Below are 22,280 nucleotides of genomic sequence, written 5' to 3'. Positions count from 1 at the left end.
AACCTCAGTCTCACCAATTTAAATTTTGTTGAAATATTTACTAAAAGTCTCTGCAAGTCCAACTACATTAGGTTCTTTAAACATTGAAAAATGGTTACCATCTATACTATCAAATATTACATTTTTAGCACAATACTCATTCCAAATTTGATTATTTGATATCATTGCTTCTCGAGCTCCCAAAAAGTATACTTGTGTTTTAAGTTTGTTAGAAGGAATATATATTGCCCTAGCATTGGAATAGATTTTAATAACATTAAAGTAATATATTAAACCTTCTAGATCTATTTCGTCATATTTCGGAATAATTTTCGTAGTTATTTCAGGAATTATTTTTTTTAATGTATCTAATACAATTTCTTGCATATTGCCTTCATTTACATGCTTAATAACAGTTGGCCATAAACTGTTAATATCTGTTATCTTGTTTATATCCATATTAATGTCTATATTTTTGTCTATAATGCACTGTTTCACTAACTCCTTCTCTGTTTCTAATGAAAATTCCATTACATCCCCATAAAATTCCAACTCAGGAGCATAAGAATTCATAAGTGCAAAAAATTCTACTTCTTCACCTACCATTTCTATTTGTCTTACTACTTCGAAAGCTAAGGTTCCACCAACACACCAACCAGCGATGTGATAAGGTCCTTGCTGCTGTATTTTTTTTATTTTTTTAACATATCCTTCAGCAACTCCTTGAATGGTTAGGTTTTTAGGAACATAATTCTCCAATCTGTCTGCCCTGATAGCCCAATAATTGAAATCATCACGTAAATTGTTACATAATCCCAAATAGCCCTCTACCTCTCCACTTCCTGCATGTATCAAAAATAAATTTTTATCCTCGTTAATTCCCTTCTTCATCAGCATTAAATCGGCATCGTCTGGGATGAAAACAGATTGATTGTTTTCATCAACATATTTTGCGATTCCTTTTACATTAGGTAAATTAAATATTTCCCTTAATGGAATGCTAATTCCGATTTGCTTATTTATTTTTGATATAATCACTGTGGCATTTAATGAGTTTCCACCGATATCAAAATAATTGTCATCGATGCCTACTCTTTCAAGGCCCAGAACTTCTTCCCATATTGAACATAGTTTTTTCTCTGTTTCATTAGTCGGAGCAATATAGCTATCTTTTATGTTAGTATCAGGCATAGGCAAGTTCTTTTTATCTATCTTACCGTTTGATGTAAGCGGAATCTCATTAAGTTCTATAAAATAAGCAGGTACCATATACTGTGGAAGATGCCTTCCCATAAATATTTTTAATTCTTCTATAGTTAACTCATCATCATCTGAAACATAATAAGCACATAGGATTTTCTTCCCATTCTTATCCTCTTTATCTATAACTGCAGCATTTTCTACAAAATCATGACTTAACAAGCATGCTTCTATTTCTCCAAGTTCCACCCTGTAGCCCCTTATTTTTACCTGTTGATCTTTTCTTCCTTTAAATTCAATATATAATTCTTTTAAATCTTCATCTATGCAAAGTACTCCGTAGTCTCCTGTTTTGTATAATCTACCGAATTTATGATGATTTATAAACGCAACATCAGTCTTTTCTTTATCATTCATATATTCAACTGCAACGCCACTTCCTCCTATATAAAGCTCTCCTAAGACACCTACAGGACATAACTCCATCTCATAATTAAGTACATAAAACTCCTGATTTGCCATTGGTATACCATAGGGTATACTCTTCCAGCCCTCTTTTATTTCCTTTATAGGATAATAAATTGACCAAATTGATGCCTCCGTAGCACCTCCAAGACTTATTACTTCTGCATTTTCGAACTGCTGTTTTACTTTATCAGGCAGTCTTAATGGTATCCAATCTCCACTTAACATTACAAGTCTTAAGTTTGTATTAACAATGCTTCTTTCCATATTATCTACCATACTATCCATTATTGCAGGTACGGAGTTCCATATTGTTATTTTCTTTTCTTCCATAATTTTTATTAGATCAAATACATCCCTTTGATCTTCAATAATAACCAGAGCAGCACCTGATGCAAGTGTTCCAAATATATCATATACAGACAAGTCAAAACACATGGATGACAACCCTATTATTTTATCATTTTCATTAACACTAAATTTTCTATTTATATCAATAATTGTATTAGATGCAGCCCCATGAGTTATTGAAACGCCCTTAGCTTTGCCTGTACTACCAGAAGTATATATTGTATAGGCAATATCTTCTGGATGACTATGTTCTTCAATATACTCACTTGAACACAGGTTAATATTCTCCTTTATATATGTATCATGATTTAATACCAATTTGCAGCCACTGTTCTCGATTATATAATCCCGTCTTCCGTCAGGATACTCTGGGTTAATAGGTACATAACTAGCCCTAGCCTTTAAAATTCCCATTATGTTTACTATTGTATCTATACGCCGATGTGTTAGTACAGCCACAAAATCGTTTTTTCTTACCCCCTTCTTTTTTAGGTAGTTTGCAATCCTATTTGAATCCTCGTCCAATTGCTTATATGTGATGCTCTGATCTTTGAACGTCACTGCCACTCTGTCAGGCATCCTACTAGTCTGTTGTATAAACATATCATGAAGTGTTGTTTGAGGAATATCCTCCATGGTATCATTATATTTCTCAATTAGTTCCAAATCAGATACTCCCAATTTTAACTCATACTCTGTATCATTCATTAATGCGTCGATTGACATCAAATACTGGTCAAACATACAGTTAATAATCTTTTCATCAAATAACTCCTTAACAAAGTCCCAAATAAGAACTAAATCACCATTATCCTCTGTAACCTGATGATCTATAAAAACCTGAGATGTCTGCGTTATAGCTGACTTCGCCTTATCCCCTTGATAAGCATCCTCTTCATGTTTTTCCATATTTCCCATCAACATACTTGTAAATACAAAAGGCATCGCTGCTTTATTTCCAAGGTTGTTATGCCTTGATATATCTCTTATGAACTCGATTCCGTCATAATGCCTATGGTCGAGTGCGTCAATAAGAGTTTTATAAACTTTACTAGCTTTTTGCCAAAATGTATTCTTTAATCCTAGGTCCATATCAAGTAAGATAACAGAAGTAAAATCACCAACTATCCTTTCTACATCCTCGTGAAATGGATATCTATTAAATACAGTAAGGTTTATCGCTAGTTCCTTTTGATTGCTCCAAAAACCAAGTACCTGTGCATAAGCGGTACACAAGAGAACAGATGGAGTAATTTTACTTGCATAAGCTACCTTTTTTAGTCTATCCCAATTTTCCCTATCTATTATTTTCTTAAAACGCTTAAAATGAGGCTTAGCAACTAATAATGGATCAATTTTTAATGGTAGTGCAGGTGCATTAGGGAAATTTTCAAGTTTAGATAACCAATAATTCTTATCCTCTATATATTTTTTGGATGTTTTAAACTCCTTAAGTGCTGTAATGTAATCTTTAAAAGTAAACTTTAACTCAGGCAGCACAATATCTAAATTCCCATAATATTGTTGTATTTCTTCATTAAGAATAAGCATACTTCCAGCATCTGCAATAAGCATATCAATTCCTACAAAAAGATAGTTTCTATTTTTACTAAGTGTAACTGCTTTCATCTCAAATAGAGGCCACTTATCAGACTTAAATATATGATGAGACATTCTTTTTCTTTCTTCTTCTATATACCTGTCCTGGGTCTCAGAATCCATTCCCGACATATCTTTTACTTCTATTTTATATTTTGGGATATCTGTTAGAATCTGCTGTTCACCTGTGGGTAGTATAATGGCACGTAACATACTATGACGTTCAATAAGTTTATTAACTACCTCATTAAACCTGCTAATAACTAATTCTGTTTCTACTTCCATATACATGTGTGTTGATATTCCACCCATTTCAAATTTATCATCACGCCCCATTTGGTACGCCATTTGCACTTCTGTTAGTGGGAATGCTTCATAGCAACTATCTGGCTGGGGTTGTTTGTATGGATATATAATCTTTTTAGACTGATCTCCATCTTTTCTTTCTATAAAATCTGCTAACTTAGATAGAATGCTGTTGCTGATAAATTCTTTAATGCTTATATCCATATCAAATTGATTAGATATTTTGGCTATTATCTGTATCATATTAATTGAATGACCACCGAGATAAAAGAAATTATCATTTACACCTACTCTAGCAATTCCTAAAGTTTCCGACCATATTTTTGACAGTTTTTTCTCCACCTCTGTACTAGGCTCTACATATTTCACTTCTGTGTTTATATCTCCAGTAGGTTTGGGAAGCGATTTTCTGTCTACCTTTCCACTTAAGTTTAAAGGTAGACTCTCTATTTGAATAAAGTGTGATGGTATCATATAGTCAGGCAATTTTTGTGATAAACACTCCCTAAGTTCATGTACTTTTATTTCCTGAGTGCACACTAGATATGCACATAGATATTTCACATCATTCTTCTCATTTGCCACCATTGCAATTGCTTTTTTTATACCCTCATATTTAAGTAAAATAGACTCTATTTCACCTAGTTCTATTCTATAACCTCTTAATTTAACCTGGTTATCAATTCTGCCTAAACATTCAATATTACCATCTGGCAGCCATCTCGCTAAATCACCTGTATAGTACATTCTCTCGCCTGCAGCATAAGGATTTGAGACGAATTTCTCTTCTGTTACATCTGTTCTATTTAGATAACTACGTGCAAGTCCATCACCTGCAATGCATAGTTCACCTGGCACTCCCATAGGCATTAATCTATTTGCACTATCCAGTATATAAATTTGAGTATTTGCAATAGGCTTCCCTATATTTACACCGTGGCCTTGTGTTATTTCCTTTAGTGTAGACCACACAGTTGTCTCAGTTGGTCCATACATATTAAATATCCTAGCATTTGATACACTGTTTAATTCTTCTTTTAGCATCTCTGGGAATGCTTCTCCACCTACGAGTATTAGCTCTAAAGTCTTAAAACTTGGCAGACTATTACCGTCTATCATCATCTTAATTCTTGATGGTGTTGTTTGAATAATATCAACATTATTTTTAACAATAAGATCATTCAGTGCTTTAGGGTTTTTCTGCTCATTTTCACTTGCTATTACAATCTTTAATCCCTTTGTCAAAGGCAATAGTGTTTCAAGCACAAATATATCAAAGGTTATTGTGGTTAAACACAATATAGCTTTATTACTTGTAAACTCTATTTTATCCGTTATTCCTTTGATAAAATTATTAACGTTTCTATGCTCAATCATTACACCTTTCGGTTTACCTGTCGACCCTGATGTATATATTACATATGCTAAATCCTTAGCTGTATTCGTATTTTCCAGATTCGATTTCTCCCCGATATACAAGCCTTCATCATCCAGATTTAATACATTTATTGATTTTTCATTACATCTTATTAATTCTAAATTATCAATTAAACTGTGAGTCAATAAAACTTTTGCTCCACAATCCTTTAGCATAAATTCTATCCTATCTACAGGATATCCTGGGTCCATAGGCAAGTATGCTCCTCCTGCTTTCAAAACTCCTACTATTCCTACAATCATTTCAATAGAGCACCCTACCATTATTCCTACAATATCATCTGATTTTACACCATTTTGTATAAGTACTCTTGCAAGCTGATTCGCCTTCTCATTTAGCTCCCTATAGGTGAGCTTCTCGCCTTGATATACTACTGCAATATTGTCAGGCCCCCTCTCTACCTGCTCCTCAAAAAGCTTATGAATAGTCTTCTCCTTAGGATAATTAGTTTTTGTATCATTAAAGTCAACTAATATCTGTTTTTCTTCCTCATCTGTTAACAGATAAAGATCATTTATGCAAGTCTCACAGTCTTCAACCACTGCTTTTATTATTTGATTCATATGACCTTCTATTCTCTTTATGAACTCACTATCATAAACTGATTCATTATAGCTTAGCTTTACAGTTATATCACTTCCTGGCATAACCATTATGTTAAAGTCATAATTTGTCTGTTCAAACACCTCAACATTATCGATTTTATATCCATAAAGGCCGTTTCCATCCGCAGATCCAGCTATGTTCTCCTCAATTGGATAATTTTCAAACACCATGATATGATCCATAAGCCCTTGTTTCAAAACTGTATCAGATTGTATTTGAGCCAGAGGAAAATAATCGTATTTTTCTGATTCAAGTGAAGCAAGCTGCAATTCTTTTATTATCTCTTTAAATGTTTCAGCCTTTTCTAACCTCACCCTTACCGGAATAGTATTGATGAATAATCCAACTATCTTGCCAACACCTACAACCTCATAAGGTCTTCCGGACACAACTGCACCAAAAACAACGTCATTAGTATTGTTGTATTGTTTCAGTAGTATACTCCATACTGCTTGGAAAACGATATTAATAGTTACATTGTTATTTTGAGCAAGGTTTGTAACATCTTTTGTTATGTTTTTATCTAGTTTGAAAATGAAATCATTATATTTATATTCACCATTTACCGATAAATTTCCCCTTTTAGGAAGTGAAGCCTGCTGTTCATAGTTTTCCAGATATTTATTCCAATACTCACGGGCCTCTTTTTTATCCTGTTTTTCTAACCAACTTATAAAACTACCATATGAATAAACCCTGTCATAGTCAATTGGCTTCGATTCTTCCAGACCTCTGCAAATTTGGAATAACTCTTTTACAATTATCCCAACACACCAACCATCCATAAGGATATGGTGGAAGCTGAATACAAGTCTATAAGTATTTTTATGAATTTTAAACACAGAAAGCTTTATAAGAATGTCTTTGGATAAATCAAAACCTTTGTCCTTTTCTTTTTCTTTAAAGTTTTTGATAAACTCCTGTTTCCCCGTTTCATCCAAGTGAGTTATGTCCTCAAAATAAACATTAGCAGAACGTTCCTTTAATATTATTTGAATTGGTCTTTCAGCCTTTTTATAGTTAAATACAGTCCTTAATATTTCATGCCTTTCTATAACATTGTTAAGGCTCTTTTCTAAAAGAAGTATATCCATATCATTATGTATATCAAAGGATATCTGCTCAAAATATGCATGTGAATCCTTATTTGCTAGATGATTGTATAGCATACCTTCCTGCATGGGTGTTAACGAGTAAATATTTTGTATTTCTGGCTTTTTTCGTGTGCTCATATCCGTTCATCTCCATTCCAAATTATTATTAGAAAATATCTTCCAGTCCATCAGTAATGTCATTCAGATATTCTATAGAAAGACTATTATATTAGAAGTCAGTAGGTGTAATCTCTGTGCTTTCTTTATTTATGCGATGATTTATTATACTCAAAATATTATTTTTATAGTTTTGAATTAGCCCTAACACTGTTTCTTCAATGTATTGGTTTTTATTGTAATCTAATGTTAAAGATAACTTATTGTCCTTTACAAGGCCATTTATATCAAAGGTACATGTTCTTTCTACCTCAGGACTCACAGAATTCCCTGTAGAATATTCAGACATTTTAAACATCTCTGTTTTTATATCCTCATCAAACTGCCCCAAGTAATTAAAACTTATTTCAGGCTCTTGATTAAAATCAATCAATGTTTTTACTGTACCAGTGTTTTCTCCAAAACTTCAATCAAATCTTAAAAGTTTAGAAGCAGAAATCATCTCCATGGGATTGTAATATACTATTTTTAGCTACCGACAGACTGTTACTTAAAACAATATCTTCTAACTTGATATCAATACTTTCATTTATTTGATTTAAAATCTCCATATAATGGTCCATCATTTTTTCAGCTGTAGATCTTTTAAATAGCTCAGTTGAATACTCAAGCATAAATCTTACCGAATCACCTATCTTCATTATTGAAAGAAACATATCAAACCTTGAAATTTTATAATCGAAATCATAAGGAGCTAATCTGAATTTACTATTATCTAGAACTTGTGTATCAAAATTTTGTACTGCAAATACATAATCAAATAAAGGGTTTCTACTCATATCTCTCTTAAGCTTTAGCTTATTTACCAATTCATCAAACTGGTATTCTTGATTTTGATAAGCGTTAAAACAATTCTCTTTAACCTCATAAAGCAACTGCCTAAACGTCATATCATGTTTAGGTTTATTTCTATTAACAAGCATATTTACAAACATCCCTATGATATTTTGTAAATCCCTGTGGGGTCTTCCTGCTGAAGGAGAACCTACTATAATGTCTTCTTGACCAGAATATTTTGAAAGGAGTACATAATATGCTGTTAGCATAACTATATGTAGTGTACTTTTGGTATCCAATACAACTTTATTAAGTTGATCAATTTTTTCACTAGTGGTCGTAACCACTACTCTATCCCCCTTAAAGTTGTTTTTTGTAGGTCTTTTGAAGTCAGTTGGAATGTTCAATATTGGTATCAGTTTACTTTCCTCTTCTGGAAATTTACTAATCCAAAATTTTTCTTTTTCTTGCATGATATCTGACTCAAAGAGTTTATTCTGCCACGCAGCAAAATCTTTATATTGAATTCTTAATTCCGGTAGATCAATATCTTGAAGTAGCATAATAAGTTCTCCAAGTAGTACCATTAAAGACCAACCGTCAGATATAATATGATGCATATCAACCATTAGTACGTGCTTATTTATTCCAATCTTGGCAAGCGATGCTCTAATAAGTGGAGGCGTATCAAGCATAAAAGGTTTTATAAAGCTATCCATAAGCTCGCTTATTTTGTCTTCAGAAGTATCAAAATAACCTACTTTGAAAGGAATCGCTTCATGAATTTTTTGTACATGTTCACCGTTATGGATTTCAAAGGATGTCCTTAACGATTCATGTCTATTTATTAATATGTTAAATGCACTATTATACCTCTCAATATCTAACTTACCTTCAATAAGAATCGCCTCAGGCATATTATAACCAACGTTGTTCCCTAGTCTGTCATTGGATATCTGATCAACTACATATATTCTTCTCTGAGCTGCTGAAGTCTCGTATAATCCTTTAGGATAGCAGGTTTTATCAGTAATGATTTCTATAGAAGAATATATATCTTCACCCTGACATTTAGTTATATACTCCGCTAAATCCTTTATTGTAGATAACTTAAACATTTCTACAAGCGGTATTTGCACATTGAAAATTTCATGTATGGTGGATACTAGTGAAGTTATATTTAGCGAGTTCATTCCAAATTCATAAAAGTTATCAGAAACCTCAATTGTATTAATTCGTAAAATTTTATGGCAAATATCAGTAACAATTAATTCAGTCTCACTGCCTATAAAGTTTAGTTCCCTTGTAGCGGCAATTTCCTCTCTATTTATTTCCAGTAAACTATTAGTTGTTGGAAACATTCCTCCCTCAAACATACTAGCAAGCTTAAACCTTTGTATCTTTCCACTTGTAGTTTTAGGTATTCTTTTAACAGGTACAACGTGATTAACAAAAATTCCAATTCTTTGTCTTAAATATAGTTTTATTTTTGAAGCTAATGATAAGAACTCTTGTTGCGTCTTATTAAACATAACGAATATTATGAGTTCCTCTACTTGTGTATCTATATTGAAAATATTAGTAGCTACTACCTTCCCCTCTCCAATTTCTTTAAAATCTTCCAAAATATGTTCTATATCAATTGAATGAAAATTCTGACCATTAATGATTATAATATCTTTTAATCTTCCTGTTACAACCAAACTACCATTTATTACAAATCCGAGATCACCTGTTTTTAGCCATTTATCTTTTGTTATACATTTTTCAGTTGCTTTAGGATTATTATAATAACCTGATGTAACATTCATCCCCTTAATATGAATCTCACCAATTACCTGTTCTCCTAATACTTGACCTTCAATATCACAAATCCTTAATTCACAAAAATCAATAGCATATCCCTCCTCTACGAACCCTACTGCATTGTCATAATTTTTATCAATTTCCCTAACATGTTCTCCTATGCCTAAGTAGTCGCGATCAACAAATACTGTTTTGAACTCCTCACCTAATTTTTGAAATGCTACCCCTAAGCTAGCTTCCGCCAATCCATATACTGCAAACATACTATTCCTTTTAAGTCCATACTCTCCCATAACATTTAAAAACTTGTTGCATAACTCATATGAAATAGCCTCGGCACCGTTAACAATTAAACGTACATGGGACAAATCCCATTCCTGTGCAATCTCAGGTGAAAAATGAGATAAAACTAATGTATACCCAAAATTGGGGGAGCAAAGAAATGTAGCCTTGTATTCATTTACCTTTTCCATCCATAAAGTAGGATTTTTAAGAAACAAACTAGTTGGCATAAAATAATGATTTAAATGATGTACAACAGGTATTAGGTGATAACCGATAATACCCATATCATGCGTTAACGGCATCCAAGATAAAAACGAATCATTTTTATTGATTCCAGCACATTTTATCATAGCAGTAAGAGTGGTCATTAAATTTTCATGGGTTAGTGTGACTCCTTTGGGTTCTCCTGTAGATCCCGAAGAAAATTGTACATAAGCAATATCATTTTGTTTTGGTATATTAACAATACCATTAGTTGTTAATATATCTGTAACTTTATTGAAAATGTCTTCTGTATATGTCGTCTTCTGTTTCATGTGTTTGTAATCGAGTTCATTTTTCAGGTTGTCATTGTAAAATTTGTCCAAACCAAAAATCAGGTTTGAATCAATTACTAGGTTTGGCCTTTTCAAAATACCCCATATCCTAAAAAGCATAAGTTTATGTTCGTCATTACTAGCAACTACAGTGGGCACCACTATTATTCCACCTAAGATGCAAGCCCAAAATATGTATAAATATTGCTCATTGTCTTCTATTTGTAATATTAATTCCTCTCCACGTTGTATTCCTATTGACTTTAGATAATATAAAACACTCAAAGCTTTTTTATATAACTCATCATATGAAACAAATGTATCCCCGTCTTCATGATTTATGAAATATACCCCTCGATCCTTCACTTTACTTGCATCTTTTATTGCTTCAACCAAATTATTGTATATCATCATTTTCATTCACCATACCTCCAAATTATTATATTAGTACCTTAAGCATAATTTCATATGAATTATTTATCTATCTAAAATTTATTAAGATCTCAACTTTCGCACATGAATTAATTAGTCGGCAACTTGTGATTTCAGTATTTATAGATAAAAAAACAGAAGAACATTCCCTTATTTTATATAATTGAATCACCACAAACAAAAAACAAATGGGATGATTTTCATGAATACAATAACAAAAAATGATGCTGAAAAACAGTTTAAATCTACAATTGTTAGTTTTTTTAAGAAAAATAAAATTAATGAGCTTTCAAAGTAATCAAATTTTTCAAAAGAAGCGCCTATAAACGCAAAAATATTATTTGTTAAAAATAGAAATATATCAAAAACTGGCTAACACTAATTTCAACAGATATTACACTAAGCGATGAAGAAATCATAAGAATTTATGGAAAACGCTAGGATATAGAAGTCTTTTTTAAAATGAACAAATCATTTTTGAATCTTTCAAAGGAGTTTCAAGGACGTTCTTATGATTCAATGGTTGTACATACTACTATTGTATCTACTCGGTATATTATGTTATCTACACAAAGTCGTAACAATGAAAATTTACGTACTATAGGTGGCTTATTAATTGCTGCGATGAACTTCAAGATATACAATGTTTTGAAGCCATTCAAGTTATTTTAGAATTACTTAAGAATGCATTACACGAAAACCTTTCGTTGGCAAAGGAACAAATAAGCTCATTTTTAACCTACTTTATAGGGTCATTGCATAAGTTTCTAAAGGAAAGGCTAGTGTTTTTGTCGTGCGATAGTTGAGTTAAGATTATTATTCTATAGTGTAGAGTTAACTATATCTATTACATCATTTAATTTATCATTTATAAAAAAGTGTCCTCCATCAAATTTGAAAAAACTAGAATTCATATCAGTAAGCTTCGACCATTCTTTCATTTCTTCATATGTATAACAGTCTTCAATACCATAAAGGGCTGAAATATCGCAATTAATCATATTGTCTTTTACATCATGTTTATATGTTTCTACTACTTGATAATCAGCTTTTAATATTTCAACAAATATGCTCCTCAGTTCTTCATTTTCAAAAATTTCTTTTGGAGTACCCCCTAATTTAAAGATCTCGCTTGTAAATTCATCTTGTTCAAGATTGTGTAAAATCTTTTCAGTACTAATTACATGTGGGGCCTGCCTTGCTGCAAAGAATGCATGCACGGGCGGTGCATATCCCTCCTTTTCAATTTTACGTATTACCTCATAAGCAATCATACAACCCATACTATATCCAAAAAATGCATATGGCTGGTTATTTATGAGGTCTTTTATTTTATAAAATATATCATTTACCATTTGTTCCATATTAGTACATAATGGTTCGATAAATCTGTTTCCTCTGCCTGGTAATTCAATTGGACATATTTCAATATTACCTTTAACATGCTTTTTCCATTGATTATACATTGTTGCAGTTCCACCTGCATATGGTATACAAAATAATTTTATTTTTTCCAAAATAACCTCCAACACCAATATTTTTAAACTTTATAACTACTTCATAAATCATTATTATGAAATTATTAAGTTAGGAAACCAGTTTCTTGTGCTCGTCTCATTAAATATTTTATTAAACCTATCATTTTGTTCATCAATCGGGGTTCGTTTAGTTCTAAATACTGATATAAGCATATTTAATGCTTCTTCAGCTTGTCCCAATGTAGGTTCTAGAGAATTCTCCCAGCTCCACCAGCAAGTGCTTTATTTTTCTATAAGGTTCTATAACACCTTTCTGATACTCATCGTTATCCCAGTTACTATTTTTAGTACACACAACTATCGCTAAGCATCTAGTTATTAATGTTAAAAGGCCAATGTTGCTGTTTTGCAGCTTTTGCATACTTAAAAGTTCATTTTTTACATATGTAAAATCTTCTTTAATTTTAGGGCTATAAACGGTAATCTCTTTTACATTTTTCATCATTAATTTTTTCAGAACACCTGTGGATCCCATTTCTATAGCAATTTCTATCCCATCATTTTTTAAATATAACATTGAGTCAATCCATCTAACTGGCTTAACTACTTGCGTTACTAGATTTTCAACTATTACATCTTTTGATTTATATGGCAGTGCGTCTACATTTGATAAAATCGGATATTTAAAATCCTTATATATATATTTTTGTAATTCGTGATTTAGATTGTTTGCTGTTGGTTGCATTAATGAGCAATGGAACGGAGCACTCACTTTAATAGACATAATTTTTGCACCTAGTCCAATAAGTTTCAGGGATAGTTCTTCAACTGATATTTTATGTCCTGAAATAATAATTTGGTCTGGTGCATTATAATTAGAAACACTTACAATTTTATTATGAGATTTCATATAATTTTCACACTCTTGTTCAATAATACTCAATCCAACATTACTCACAGCAGTCATTGATCCAATACCAACTGGGACTGTTTCTTGCATAAATAGCCCTCTCTGTCGGACTATCTTTAAAGCATCTGCGAAATCCATACTTCCTGAACATACTAAAGCAGAGTATTCACCTAAACTATGCCCTACTAAAATAGATGGTTCAATACCTATTTCCTGCATATAGACCCTGAATGCTGCGACACTTGTTGCTAAAATAGCTGGCTGACAATTCTCAGTTTTGCTTAATTCTTCTAAACTACCTTCAAAACACAACTTCTGAATATCGTAATTTAAAGCATCGTTTGCTTCTTGAAAAGTCTTTTTAACGATTTCATATTGATCATATAATGTTTTTCCCATTCCAATATATTGGGACCCTTGACCTGGAAATAATAATGCAAGTTTCATGTATTCCACCCCTTATCATTTTGTATTTTCATTATGAAATAATGATTCATCGTCTTCTTTTTCTATAACTTCAATAAATTAACATTTAATTATTTTTTAAATACATAAAATTTTTTAATCGTTCAAAAGTAATTTTATAATTCTCTCTGTATCCAATAATGAAATATATACATTAAATATAAAGAAGTAAAAATTATGAATACAAAGTTAAAAAAGTTATTTTAAACAACAAATTTTAAAATTGTAAAAGCATTAACAGAAATATGAACTTTACAGCAACTATTTTAGATAACCTACTTAATATTACTTTTAATGCATTATTTAATTAACTTAGATATAAAGCAAAAATAATGTATTAAATATGTAGTAATAGCAGTTCTTGTTTCCTATTTTAGCATCTGTTGTTAGTTAATGTCAAGTTAACGTCATATTAATGTTATGTAAATGCCAAACACTAACTAAATTATCATATTTTTCTTATAACAATAACCTCAAAGCAATGAGGTTATTGTTATGTCAAGAACTAAAGTTAGCTATATTGGGGGACAACGAGTGACTGACTTTAAATCCAGTGGGACAAACAGCGCAAATGTGGTGTAAATCAAAAGATATTAGGCCTTGTCAATAATGTTTATCTTGCTTGTGGTGCTACGGATTTTCGTTAATCTATTGATGGGTTAGCAATTATAGTACAAGAAAGTCCGTGATAAGTATGACCATAGTAATAGTGTTCGTAAAAGCTATCCCAACCCCAGCTAGCACTGGGATCAGTAAACTTTCGATAACAATCACAAGGCTCTCCAGGTTTAAGTTTGCAATTATGTTAACTCTTTAGATAGGCTTGGAAGAAATTATGATGATATTATAACTGAATGGAAGTATATAACTAGAATAGTTAATACCAATATAATATGTTTAGATAATGAAATTTTGTTTGATAGCAGAAAATTCAAGTCTATGGGTGATATAGTTAAACTAATGGAAGATCAATTTCTAAGCCTTCTTTCTTATATTGCGGAGCAGGAGCTTAAAAAGATAAAACAAAGACAAGCTGAAGGGATAGCAATAGCAAAATCTCAGGGTAAGTACAAAGGTAGAAAGAAAATATAGATTAATTGTAAATTTGAAAATACATATATCAAGTTTAAGATATATATGCAGCTCAAATGTAAATATTTTACTCGTACTGTGGTTTTTTACAAGAATCAGTGCCATACCCCTAAAAGAAAAATAATTGATAAAATGTAGTATTTAATGATGACTTACTAGCATTCAATCTGGCTTAGCTTGATGGCTATGTGTCCATATCCCTAGTATAGAAATATCAATAACATTCTTAAATATATTAATATACCATAAAAAGCAGAAGGTCATATTTAAAACCTTCTGCTTTCATGCTACTTTATCTTCCCGCCCTTAAGTACCACATTTACCATAAGGTCAACAAACTTGTCTGGTTCGTTCTTCCATGGAGTGTGTCCTGAGTGTTCAAACCATATAAACTCTTTATGAGGCGCTTTTATTGCATTAAAATACTCCTCAGCCAGTGCTGGTGATGCGTTGACATCGTAGCGACCTTCCATAAAGTAAACTGGAACATCTAATTTTATAGCTTGCTTATGTAGATCTACATTATATAACTGTGGATAGACATGATTAAAGGTAGTAATCGTACCAAGAATCCAATTTACTTTATCGTACAAACCATATTCAGTACCTCCAATTTCGCCTAGTGTATTAAATCCTGGTCGTTCAATCTCAGGGTTTTTTGTCATATATTTACTCAAATACTGTGAGAGGGCAGCAAATTTCCAAACCATTCCTTTACCATAGTATGGGGGAAGACCTTGATTTTTTATTTTCTCAATTTGTTTTGTATCTCCCCTTTCTTTTGCTATCTTGAGCACTAGTTCATACATACCAACATCGGTTTTAACGAATTCAACCATCTGACCGGTACCAATAAAAGCAGAAAATAGTTCTGGGGAACGTTGTACAAGCAATATACCTAATGCACTTCCCCACGATTCACCAAGTACATATATTTTTTCCTGTTTAAATCTTTGGCATAGATACTTTGTTAGTTCTTGACCATCGGAAATGTATCGTTCAGGGGTAATTGATTTAAGTGGTATAGCCTTCATTGATTTACCCGCCCCTGGTTGATCCCAGTTAACAACTACATAGTTATCTTCAAGCTTTTTTAATTGTTCTCTAGTTGCAGCTAGCTGCGTTCCACCTGGGCCACCAGCTAGGAAAAGTAGTACCGGATTATTCTTATTTTTCCCACGGATAGTTATCCACTGCTCACTGTCACCTAGCGTTACTTTTTCTAAGACAGCAATACTATCCACTACTGGTTGCCCCTTATCTGAAAGTATAGGTGGAGTGTATGCCATCCACTGGCTACATAGTATAGAAATAATATTTACAAATAGTAATGCTACTATTACAATAAGCTGTTTGCGCAGTTTCAAAAGCCAGGTCATTATTTTTGCTTTTGTACGGGTATAAACAGCAATTACTGCTGTAATTAAAATGGTGATAATAAAAGTTGCTATTGCAACCACAAGAGATAGAATCAATATGATGCCAAATCCTAATTCTATTGGGACAGTTTTCATAGTAGGCATAAGATATGGACGTATAACAATAACATACAAAAGCAATATAACTGCTGTAATTAGCGGTAATAGAAAACGTAGTTTAAGTAACCAATAGGTTTTCTCCCCGCTGATAGTCGTTTCTTTTTTTAATATAGATTTCATGCCAATCTCCCTTCTCCTTCATCAAAACTATTATTTCAACTTTTAAACAATAAACGGAACGAACATTTTTGTTTCTTTCATATATTCTCTATACTCATTTCCAAATTCCACAAGCATCTCTTGTTCCTCTTTTTTTGCAAGACGTACATACACACGTATCATAATCGGATACAGTATAAGAAGTGGTAAGGTTACCCATTCAATCATCATTCCAAAGGATAAGAGTAACAGACCGGCATACTGAGGATGACGAATGTACCTATATACTCCGCTCTTTACAAGTGATCCATTTCCTGTTTCCTTTGACCAGTACTTTTTATATATATTTTGCCATCCGCTTTTAATAAGAACCATAGCAATTACAGCACAGCCCATATTGATATACATCCCCCAATAACCAATTGAGGATACCCATGTATGCCCCCATAAAATACCCTCCGGCAGACTTTTTCCTACTATCCACGAGACAACATACATACTAAAGGGAATACCATGCATTTCAATGGCAAAAGCTATAACAAATGCTAAATATGTACCAGCAGGTTTTTTATCAACTTTTTTATAAAAAGGCAGAAATAAAAGCACCATGCCATACAGAACTACAAAAAACAAAACTCCAAACCAATTATAATAATGACAGTAAGCCCAATTTAATACCTTCATTTACTTTGTTTAATGCTATAGCTACTTATTTTTTCTCTATTTTTAATGATTTTAACATCAATATCTTTGTTTCCATATCTTTCCTTAACTATTTTAGCATACTTCTCTCCAAGGTCTATTTTATCTGTAATGTCAAAATCATTTTCAAGAATAACATCCACGTTAACTGAGGTTTTGTCATAAATTATGGATGCATCCATAATTCCCGGATCTCTTTTAAGTACTTGGACTGTGTCAATGGAATTACACCCTGTAAGTACAGTTAAAAGCATTACTGTTAATATTAAATAAATAAATATATTTTTTATTCTCATGGTTCTAACCCTCCCTTTATTATTTTAGAATATTCACCTATTTGGTATGCCCTACTATTACTATAGCAAGAGATCCTTAACTGAGTATGCTTCTAATCTTAAATCCACCTTAAATAATTTTCTTAGAAGCTGTATAATTAACTATAAAGGGTGCAGAATTTAAGGATTGATTCCTGTGTTTTTGTGTTTTGTTTTGTTCGATTACACTTCTAGATTATCACCTTTGGTCCTGTAATCTTCAGAATATTTATAATAAACTCACACCCACAATTGACCTCTGTTTTAAGCCTCATATTACCGCCATGTGCCACAATGATTTTAAGAGCGATTGCAAGCCCTAGTCCAGTGCCACCTGTCTGTGAATTTCTTGCACTATCTACTCTTACAAATGGATTAAATATATCATTTGCAAGTTCTGATGGTATTCCTATCCCATTATCCTTGAAGATAATAACCATTTCAGCATCTTTCTCAAATATGCTAATCATTACTTTTGTTCCTTTAAGATTGTATTTCACAGTATTTGAGACAAGATTTTGAAACATTCTATCCATTCGCTTTATATCAATTTCAGTAAAGATTTCTTTTTCAGGTATGTCAAAATCACAAGTAAATTCAGTACTCCATATTCCTTTTCACTTATTTTATATATTGCAAAGTAATACAATTGGTTATCTTCTAATTGAAAATTTCTTTTAAATAAGCTCTCTGACCATTTTTGCTGCTCTACTCTAGGCATTTGGTAACTACTAAAATCTAAGAAATCTGTGTTTTCTTTTTCAAAGTCATAAATATATTGAACTGGTTGTCCATCTTTTTCTGCAAACCTTAATCTTAGTCCCTCATTTTCTTTCACTATAATATTGAGGGTTTCCTTCAGCCTATCCACATCAATACTCTTATTCATTATTAAACACCCACCAATATTATGAAGCGGAGATCTTAAATTCACCTTATCTATGTCCCATATTCTTTTTTGTGGGTGAGTTAAATTATGTTAATATCTCTTATTACACTTCATAATAAACCTCATTTTTTATATTATTATTTTCAACCAACGCAGTATTTATAATGCTAGTTATACTTTTAACATTACTATTTATAAAAAAATGATTTCCCTCAAAATTATAAACTTTGAAATCTCTACACACGTGATTTTTCCAAGTTAATATCTCTTCCAAATTAATAGAATCTTGTTTTCCATTTAAAATTGAAACATCACACCGAATTTTATCTTCTAGACTCCCCATGCTATGCCCATATATAGCAAAATCATCATTTACTATTTTTTCTTTAATATTTTCAAATATAACATCAACTACTTCTTCTAAACTTTCATAGAAAAGTTCATTAGATCTTTTACCTCTTCCTTTTAACTCTATTGGAACTACTTGAATTGAAGGATGTAAGTAATTTTTCCATTTACAATATATGGTTTATGACCACCTGCATATGGTAACCAAAATAATATCATTAGTATAACGCCCCTTACTCTAGTTCAAATCTGGAATAGTTATTAATTAAACTATTTTGATCTATCATTATTATGTTATTTGTAATCTCTTTATTTACTGAACACACAGCCATTTTATAACCTGCACCTATATCAAATCTCTTAAATACATGTTCCTTATGTTCATTATCAATAATCACTTTAATATTCTCATATTTATCTATATCAATAGAAAATGATTTTAAAGGTATTGATAGACCTTGTCCACAACATTTAATATAGCTTTCTTTCAACGTCCATATTTCATAAAATTTATTTAATTCGATGTTTAAATCCTTTTTAACAATATAATCAAATTCACCTACTGAAAAAAACTTTCAGCCATCCCTTTATATTCAATATACTTTATCTCTTCGTTATCAATTCCGATAGGTTTATCATCAATAGCACATACCACAAAATCTCCAGAATGAGATATGTTAAAATTGAATTTGGGATACTCTTTCAGGTGTGGTTTCCCATATTGATCTTTGTCAAATGATATACATTTATTTCTAATATCCAATTTCTCAGCAATAATTGTTCTTATTAATATTTCTCCAATTAATGTTCGGACCCTATCTTTTTTATTAATAAACTTTTGAATTTTACATCTTTTTTCTAAATGAATGAATAAATATAGTTTATTTAACTTTTCTTGGCTAATATCTAAAATTTTCACAGCATAAATTTTCAAAAGCACCTCATTACATATTTTATACTTATTTACAGAATAAAACATATTCCCTCACAGAACTTATTCCTACTGCAATATACCACAAAATACTTAAAATGAAAATGATTTTATGAAATCTATAATGAATTTTGTTAAACAATTTAAGGCTATTAGTGCTTTGAAAAAAGCAAATTGCTATAAAAAAAAAGGCATATGTGTTCATGATATTTTTTGTTATTTATTGCAACTTGTATATACTGAGAAAAGCATATATATGAATTATCAAACTGAAAATACTTAACAAAAATTTGGTAAGTATGTAGTCTATAGATTTTTTAATTCAATGTACATAAACTGGCAAACATTTTTGCTAACCCTATCAAAAACCATTATAAATAAAAGCTTAATAAATTTAGCTTACAAAGAACGCATTAATGCAATTATAGTTGATGATTCATTTTACGGTAGATTTAGAAGCAAAAATGTTGAATTGCTTGCCAATGTAAATGACCATGCAAGTAAAGGAGCTAAATATAAAAGAGGATTTAAAACACTACTTCTTCAATCTTGCTTCAAGGATGTAACCTTGTGTCGGAATATTTATTTCTTTAACATACATTTTTGTTAACCCAGCTTTATCGAGCGCTCTTAGTATATCTTCCTTTGAATTATTGTTCGGTTCTCTCACTAAAACTATTCCACCAACTTTTAACTTATTGACTAGTTTAACTACAACCTCACCTAGTTCTTCATTGGGTATTTCATGAAGAACAAAATGGAAATTTATTATATCATATGAATTATCCAAAATATCAAGATCGCCAATGTAGCCTAATTTACAGTCAATATTGTTATACCTAGCAAGATTTTTCTTTACACACGCAATCCATTTTTTAGAAATATCAACACAAGTTAGCCAACCGCCACCTCTATTAAGAGCTTTTGCCATAAAGATAGCTAGTCCACCTGCCCCAGAACCAAAATCAAGGATTTTTTCATTCCCTTTTAAATTCAATTCATTTACATATTTTTTATAATATGATCTCGCAAAGGTTTTTATAAGAAACTTATTAATACATACTTCTAAATTATTAGGCTCATGAAACATATTATTACACCACCTTTATATTATTATCTGCCAAAACTATCAAAAACAAATATCATCTTCATCCTGTTTTATCCTAAGTATCAACAATTCTTTTATAGGTTGATTCAAATATAGACTTTAATTTTTCAACGTTTTCCTCAAAAGAAAGCATTAACTTTACTACAATGGAATTTTGAGTATGCCAAGCTGTAAACGTAACATTTTTTACATTTACATTAATCCACTTACTTAAAAGTTCCTCCTTAATTTCTCTGACATTCCCCTTGAAAATTAAATACAATTGTCATATTTTCAATTTTGTTCTTTAAAAAGCTACTCGAACATGGATATTGTTCTTGAGCATCATTGTCAAATGCCAAATTAAAAATATTTATGTTTTTTGAAGATAATAGAGACATCTTTTGTCTTACATGTTCCTCAAGCAAATCTATATTATAATCATTAGTCTTAATCATTACAGGCACTAAGTCAATAAACTCACCTACAGTTGCAAAATTATCACCACTTACGTAATGTCTCCCATAGTTTATAATCCAAACAGGAGATTCGTCTACCCAAAAATACTCATTGCAGAAGTCACATAGAAATATTAGAGATGTCTGCCATGGATTTTTTATAATAGATATATTTCCTTGCTTGTCCTTTTTAATTATAAATTCAATAAAAGTAGCTACCTTCCTATTAGAATCACTAATCTTCCTTAAAATTTTCTCCATAGGTTTATCCATTTTATCCAGTTCTAGTGCTTGAAATAAATGTTGATCCGTTATATTATAAGGCCCGCTAGTTACATGTTTCACATAATCCTCATATCTATTTACCTCTTCATTTTCCACTCTAACATTTTTAATAAAACTCTCATAACATTCCATTATTTTACTTTTTATTATTTCCTCACTTAAAGCATCAAACGCTAAATGTGAAAATGGTAACAGTAAGTGCCACTCCCTTAGATTATTTTTTATTAGAAGAACTCTAAACGGTAAGGAAGTAAATTTTGTTCTATTTAATATGGGAACTCCAATTATAACCTCTTCTTTATTACAACCTTCTCCAAAATAAACCGCTAATACACCAAGAAAAAAGCGAAATACAGAACATTTATTATTTTTAGAAAATTTAATTATTTCATCATATACTTTTCTTTCTATAACTAGCGTTTCTCTATTACTAACTATTCCTCCATCACTTTTTATGCCTTTAGTAAAAAGAGTTTCTGAAGTATATTTTAATTTTTCCATCCAAAATATTTTATCTTTTATATATGTATCTGATCCTTGATATTTTCTATTTTCTTTTATAAATTCTATATATGAATACTTTTTTAGCTTTCCTTGTGTGTAGGTTCCATTGTTATAAAAAGTGATGCTAGT

15 protein-coding genes and 3 pseudogenes are annotated in these 22,280 nt (G+C 31.3%); 1 reads left to right on the top strand and 17 read right to left on the bottom strand.

Annotated features, from left to right (window positions below; all coding sequences use genetic code 11):
• Positions 1-18: 18 nt before the first annotated feature.
• The 5 genes from ACWJJ7_RS02665 to fabD all read right to left on the bottom strand — a co-directional run bounded on the left by ACWJJ7_RS02665 (position 19) and on the right by fabD (position 13,886).
• On the bottom strand, positions 19-7,176 hold the full coding sequence (locus ACWJJ7_RS02665) for a non-ribosomal peptide synthetase (RefSeq protein WP_462963812.1): 7,158 nt from the start codon (positions 7,174-7,176) through the stop codon (positions 19-21).
• Between the two features lie 91 nt (positions 7,177-7,267).
• Positions 7,268-7,588 carry a condensation domain-containing protein gene (locus ACWJJ7_RS02660; protein ID WP_462963811.1) on the bottom strand — a complete coding sequence of 107 codons (321 nt, stop codon included), beginning with the start codon at positions 7,586-7,588 and terminating at the stop codon, positions 7,268-7,270.
• 52 nt (positions 7,589-7,640) lie between these two features.
• The gene (locus ACWJJ7_RS02655; RefSeq protein WP_462963810.1) at positions 7,641-11,039 is read right to left on the bottom strand and encodes a condensation domain-containing protein; all 3,399 of its coding nucleotides are present in this window, start codon (positions 11,037-11,039) and stop codon (positions 7,641-7,643) included.
• A gap of 833 nt (positions 11,040-11,872) precedes the next feature.
• Positions 11,873-12,568, bottom strand: coding sequence for a thioesterase II family protein (locus tag ACWJJ7_RS02650; protein ID WP_462963809.1), 696 nt, complete (start codon positions 12,566-12,568; stop codon positions 11,873-11,875).
• Between the two features lie 187 nt (positions 12,569-12,755).
• On the bottom strand, positions 12,756-13,886 hold the full coding sequence (gene fabD / locus ACWJJ7_RS02645) for an ACP S-malonyltransferase (protein WP_462963808.1): 1,131 nt from the start codon (positions 13,884-13,886) through the stop codon (positions 12,756-12,758).
• Positions 13,887-14,720: 834 nt separating this feature from the next.
• Here fabD and ACWJJ7_RS02640 point away from each other — a divergent pair.
• Positions 14,721-14,996, top strand: a pseudogene (locus tag ACWJJ7_RS02640) (recombinase family protein); the annotation flags it as partial.
• Positions 14,997-15,283: 287 nt separating this feature from the next.
• On the opposite strand, the gene ACWJJ7_RS02635 reads toward ACWJJ7_RS02640, so the two are convergent.
• The 12 genes and pseudogenes from ACWJJ7_RS02635 to ACWJJ7_RS02580 form a co-directional block, all read right to left on the bottom strand.
• Positions 15,284-16,654, bottom strand: a complete 1,371-nt coding sequence (locus ACWJJ7_RS02635) for an alpha/beta fold hydrolase (RefSeq protein ID WP_462963807.1) — start codon at positions 16,652-16,654, stop codon at positions 15,284-15,286.
• Positions 16,655-16,696: 42 nt separating this feature from the next.
• On the bottom strand, positions 16,697-17,317 hold the full coding sequence (locus tag ACWJJ7_RS02630) for a methyltransferase family protein (RefSeq protein WP_462963806.1): 621 nt from the start codon (positions 17,315-17,317) through the stop codon (positions 16,697-16,699).
• Positions 17,314-17,631 carry a hypothetical protein gene (locus ACWJJ7_RS02625; protein WP_462963805.1) on the bottom strand — a complete coding sequence of 106 codons (318 nt, stop codon included), beginning with the start codon at positions 17,629-17,631 and terminating at the stop codon, positions 17,314-17,316. The genes ACWJJ7_RS02630 and ACWJJ7_RS02625 overlap by 4 nt, the downstream gene beginning before the upstream one ends.
• Before the next feature lie 209 nt (positions 17,632-17,840).
• Entirely contained in the window at positions 17,841-18,185 is a 345-nt protein-coding gene (locus tag ACWJJ7_RS02620; RefSeq protein ID WP_462963804.1) for a sensor histidine kinase, read from the bottom strand.
• 5 nt (positions 18,186-18,190) lie between these two features.
• Positions 18,191-18,610, bottom strand: a pseudogene (locus ACWJJ7_RS02615) (condensation domain-containing protein); the annotation flags it as partial.
• 31 nt (positions 18,611-18,641) lie between these two features.
• Positions 18,642-18,881 (bottom strand): hypothetical protein, encoded by a 240-nt coding sequence (locus ACWJJ7_RS02610; protein ID WP_462963803.1) that lies wholly within the window; start codon positions 18,879-18,881, stop codon positions 18,642-18,644.
• Between the two features lie 51 nt (positions 18,882-18,932).
• Positions 18,933-19,013 (bottom strand): annotated as a pseudogene (locus tag ACWJJ7_RS02605) (thioesterase II family protein); the annotation flags it as partial.
• A gap of 106 nt (positions 19,014-19,119) precedes the next feature.
• Positions 19,120-19,410, bottom strand: a complete 291-nt coding sequence (locus tag ACWJJ7_RS02600; RefSeq protein ID WP_462964928.1) for a 4'-phosphopantetheinyl transferase family protein — start codon at positions 19,408-19,410, stop codon at positions 19,120-19,122.
• A gap of 35 nt (positions 19,411-19,445) precedes the next feature.
• The gene (locus tag ACWJJ7_RS02595; RefSeq protein ID WP_462963802.1) at positions 19,446-19,865 is read right to left on the bottom strand and encodes a 4'-phosphopantetheinyl transferase family protein; all 420 of its coding nucleotides are present in this window, start codon (positions 19,863-19,865) and stop codon (positions 19,446-19,448) included.
• Positions 19,866-20,352: 487 nt separating this feature from the next.
• On the bottom strand, positions 20,353-20,907 hold the full coding sequence (locus ACWJJ7_RS02590) for a class I SAM-dependent methyltransferase (protein ID WP_462963801.1): 555 nt from the start codon (positions 20,905-20,907) through the stop codon (positions 20,353-20,355).
• 73 nt (positions 20,908-20,980) lie between these two features.
• A complete protein-coding gene (locus ACWJJ7_RS02585) occupies positions 20,981-21,187 on the bottom strand; it encodes a hypothetical protein (protein ID WP_462963800.1) in 207 nt (68 codons plus the stop codon).
• Positions 21,150-22,274: a condensation domain-containing protein gene (locus tag ACWJJ7_RS02580; RefSeq protein ID WP_462964927.1), complete on the bottom strand. Its 1,125-nt coding sequence runs from the start codon at positions 22,272-22,274 to the stop codon at positions 21,150-21,152. The genes ACWJJ7_RS02585 and ACWJJ7_RS02580 overlap by 38 nt, the downstream gene beginning before the upstream one ends.
• Positions 22,275-22,280: the final 6 nt, after the last annotated feature.

The organism is Clostridium sp. CM042, assembly GCF_055080995.1.
This window is presented reverse-complemented; position numbering and strand designations above follow the sequence as displayed.

Bases quoted from the DNA above. Each gene is read 5' to 3' on its own strand.
- ACWJJ7_RS02620 (WP_462963804.1), bottom strand. From the start codon at position 18,185: ATGGATAGAATGTTTCAAAATCTTGTCTCAAATACTGTGAAATACAAT.
- ACWJJ7_RS02635 (WP_462963807.1), bottom strand. From the start codon at position 16,654: ATGAAATCTATATTAAAAAAAGAAACGACTATCAGCGGGGAGAAAACC.
- ACWJJ7_RS02630 (WP_462963806.1), bottom strand. From the start codon at position 17,317: ATGAAGGTATTAAATTGGGCTTACTGTCATTATTATAATTGGTTTGGA.
- ACWJJ7_RS02590 (WP_462963801.1), bottom strand. From the start codon at position 20,907: ATGTTTCATGAGCCTAATAATTTAGAAGTATGTATTAATAAGTTTCTT.
- ACWJJ7_RS02665 (WP_462963812.1), bottom strand. From the start codon at position 7,176: ATGAGCACACGAAAAAAGCCAGAAATACAAAATATTTACTCGTTAACA.
- ACWJJ7_RS02625 (WP_462963805.1), bottom strand. From the start codon at position 17,631: ATGAGAATAAAAAATATATTTATTTATTTAATATTAACAGTAATGCTT.
- ACWJJ7_RS02610 (WP_462963803.1), bottom strand. From the start codon at position 18,881: ATGGGGAGTCTAGAAGATAAAATTCGGTGTGATGTTTCAATTTTAAAT.
- ACWJJ7_RS02655 (WP_462963810.1), bottom strand. From the start codon at position 11,039: ATGAAAATGATGATATACAATAATTTGGTTGAAGCAATAAAAGATGCA.
- fabD (WP_462963808.1), bottom strand. From the start codon at position 13,886: ATGAAACTTGCATTATTATTTCCAGGTCAAGGGTCCCAATATATTGGA.
- ACWJJ7_RS02595 (WP_462963802.1), bottom strand. From the start codon at position 19,865: ATGTTTTATTCTGTAAATAAGTATAAAATATGTAATGAGGTGCTTTTG.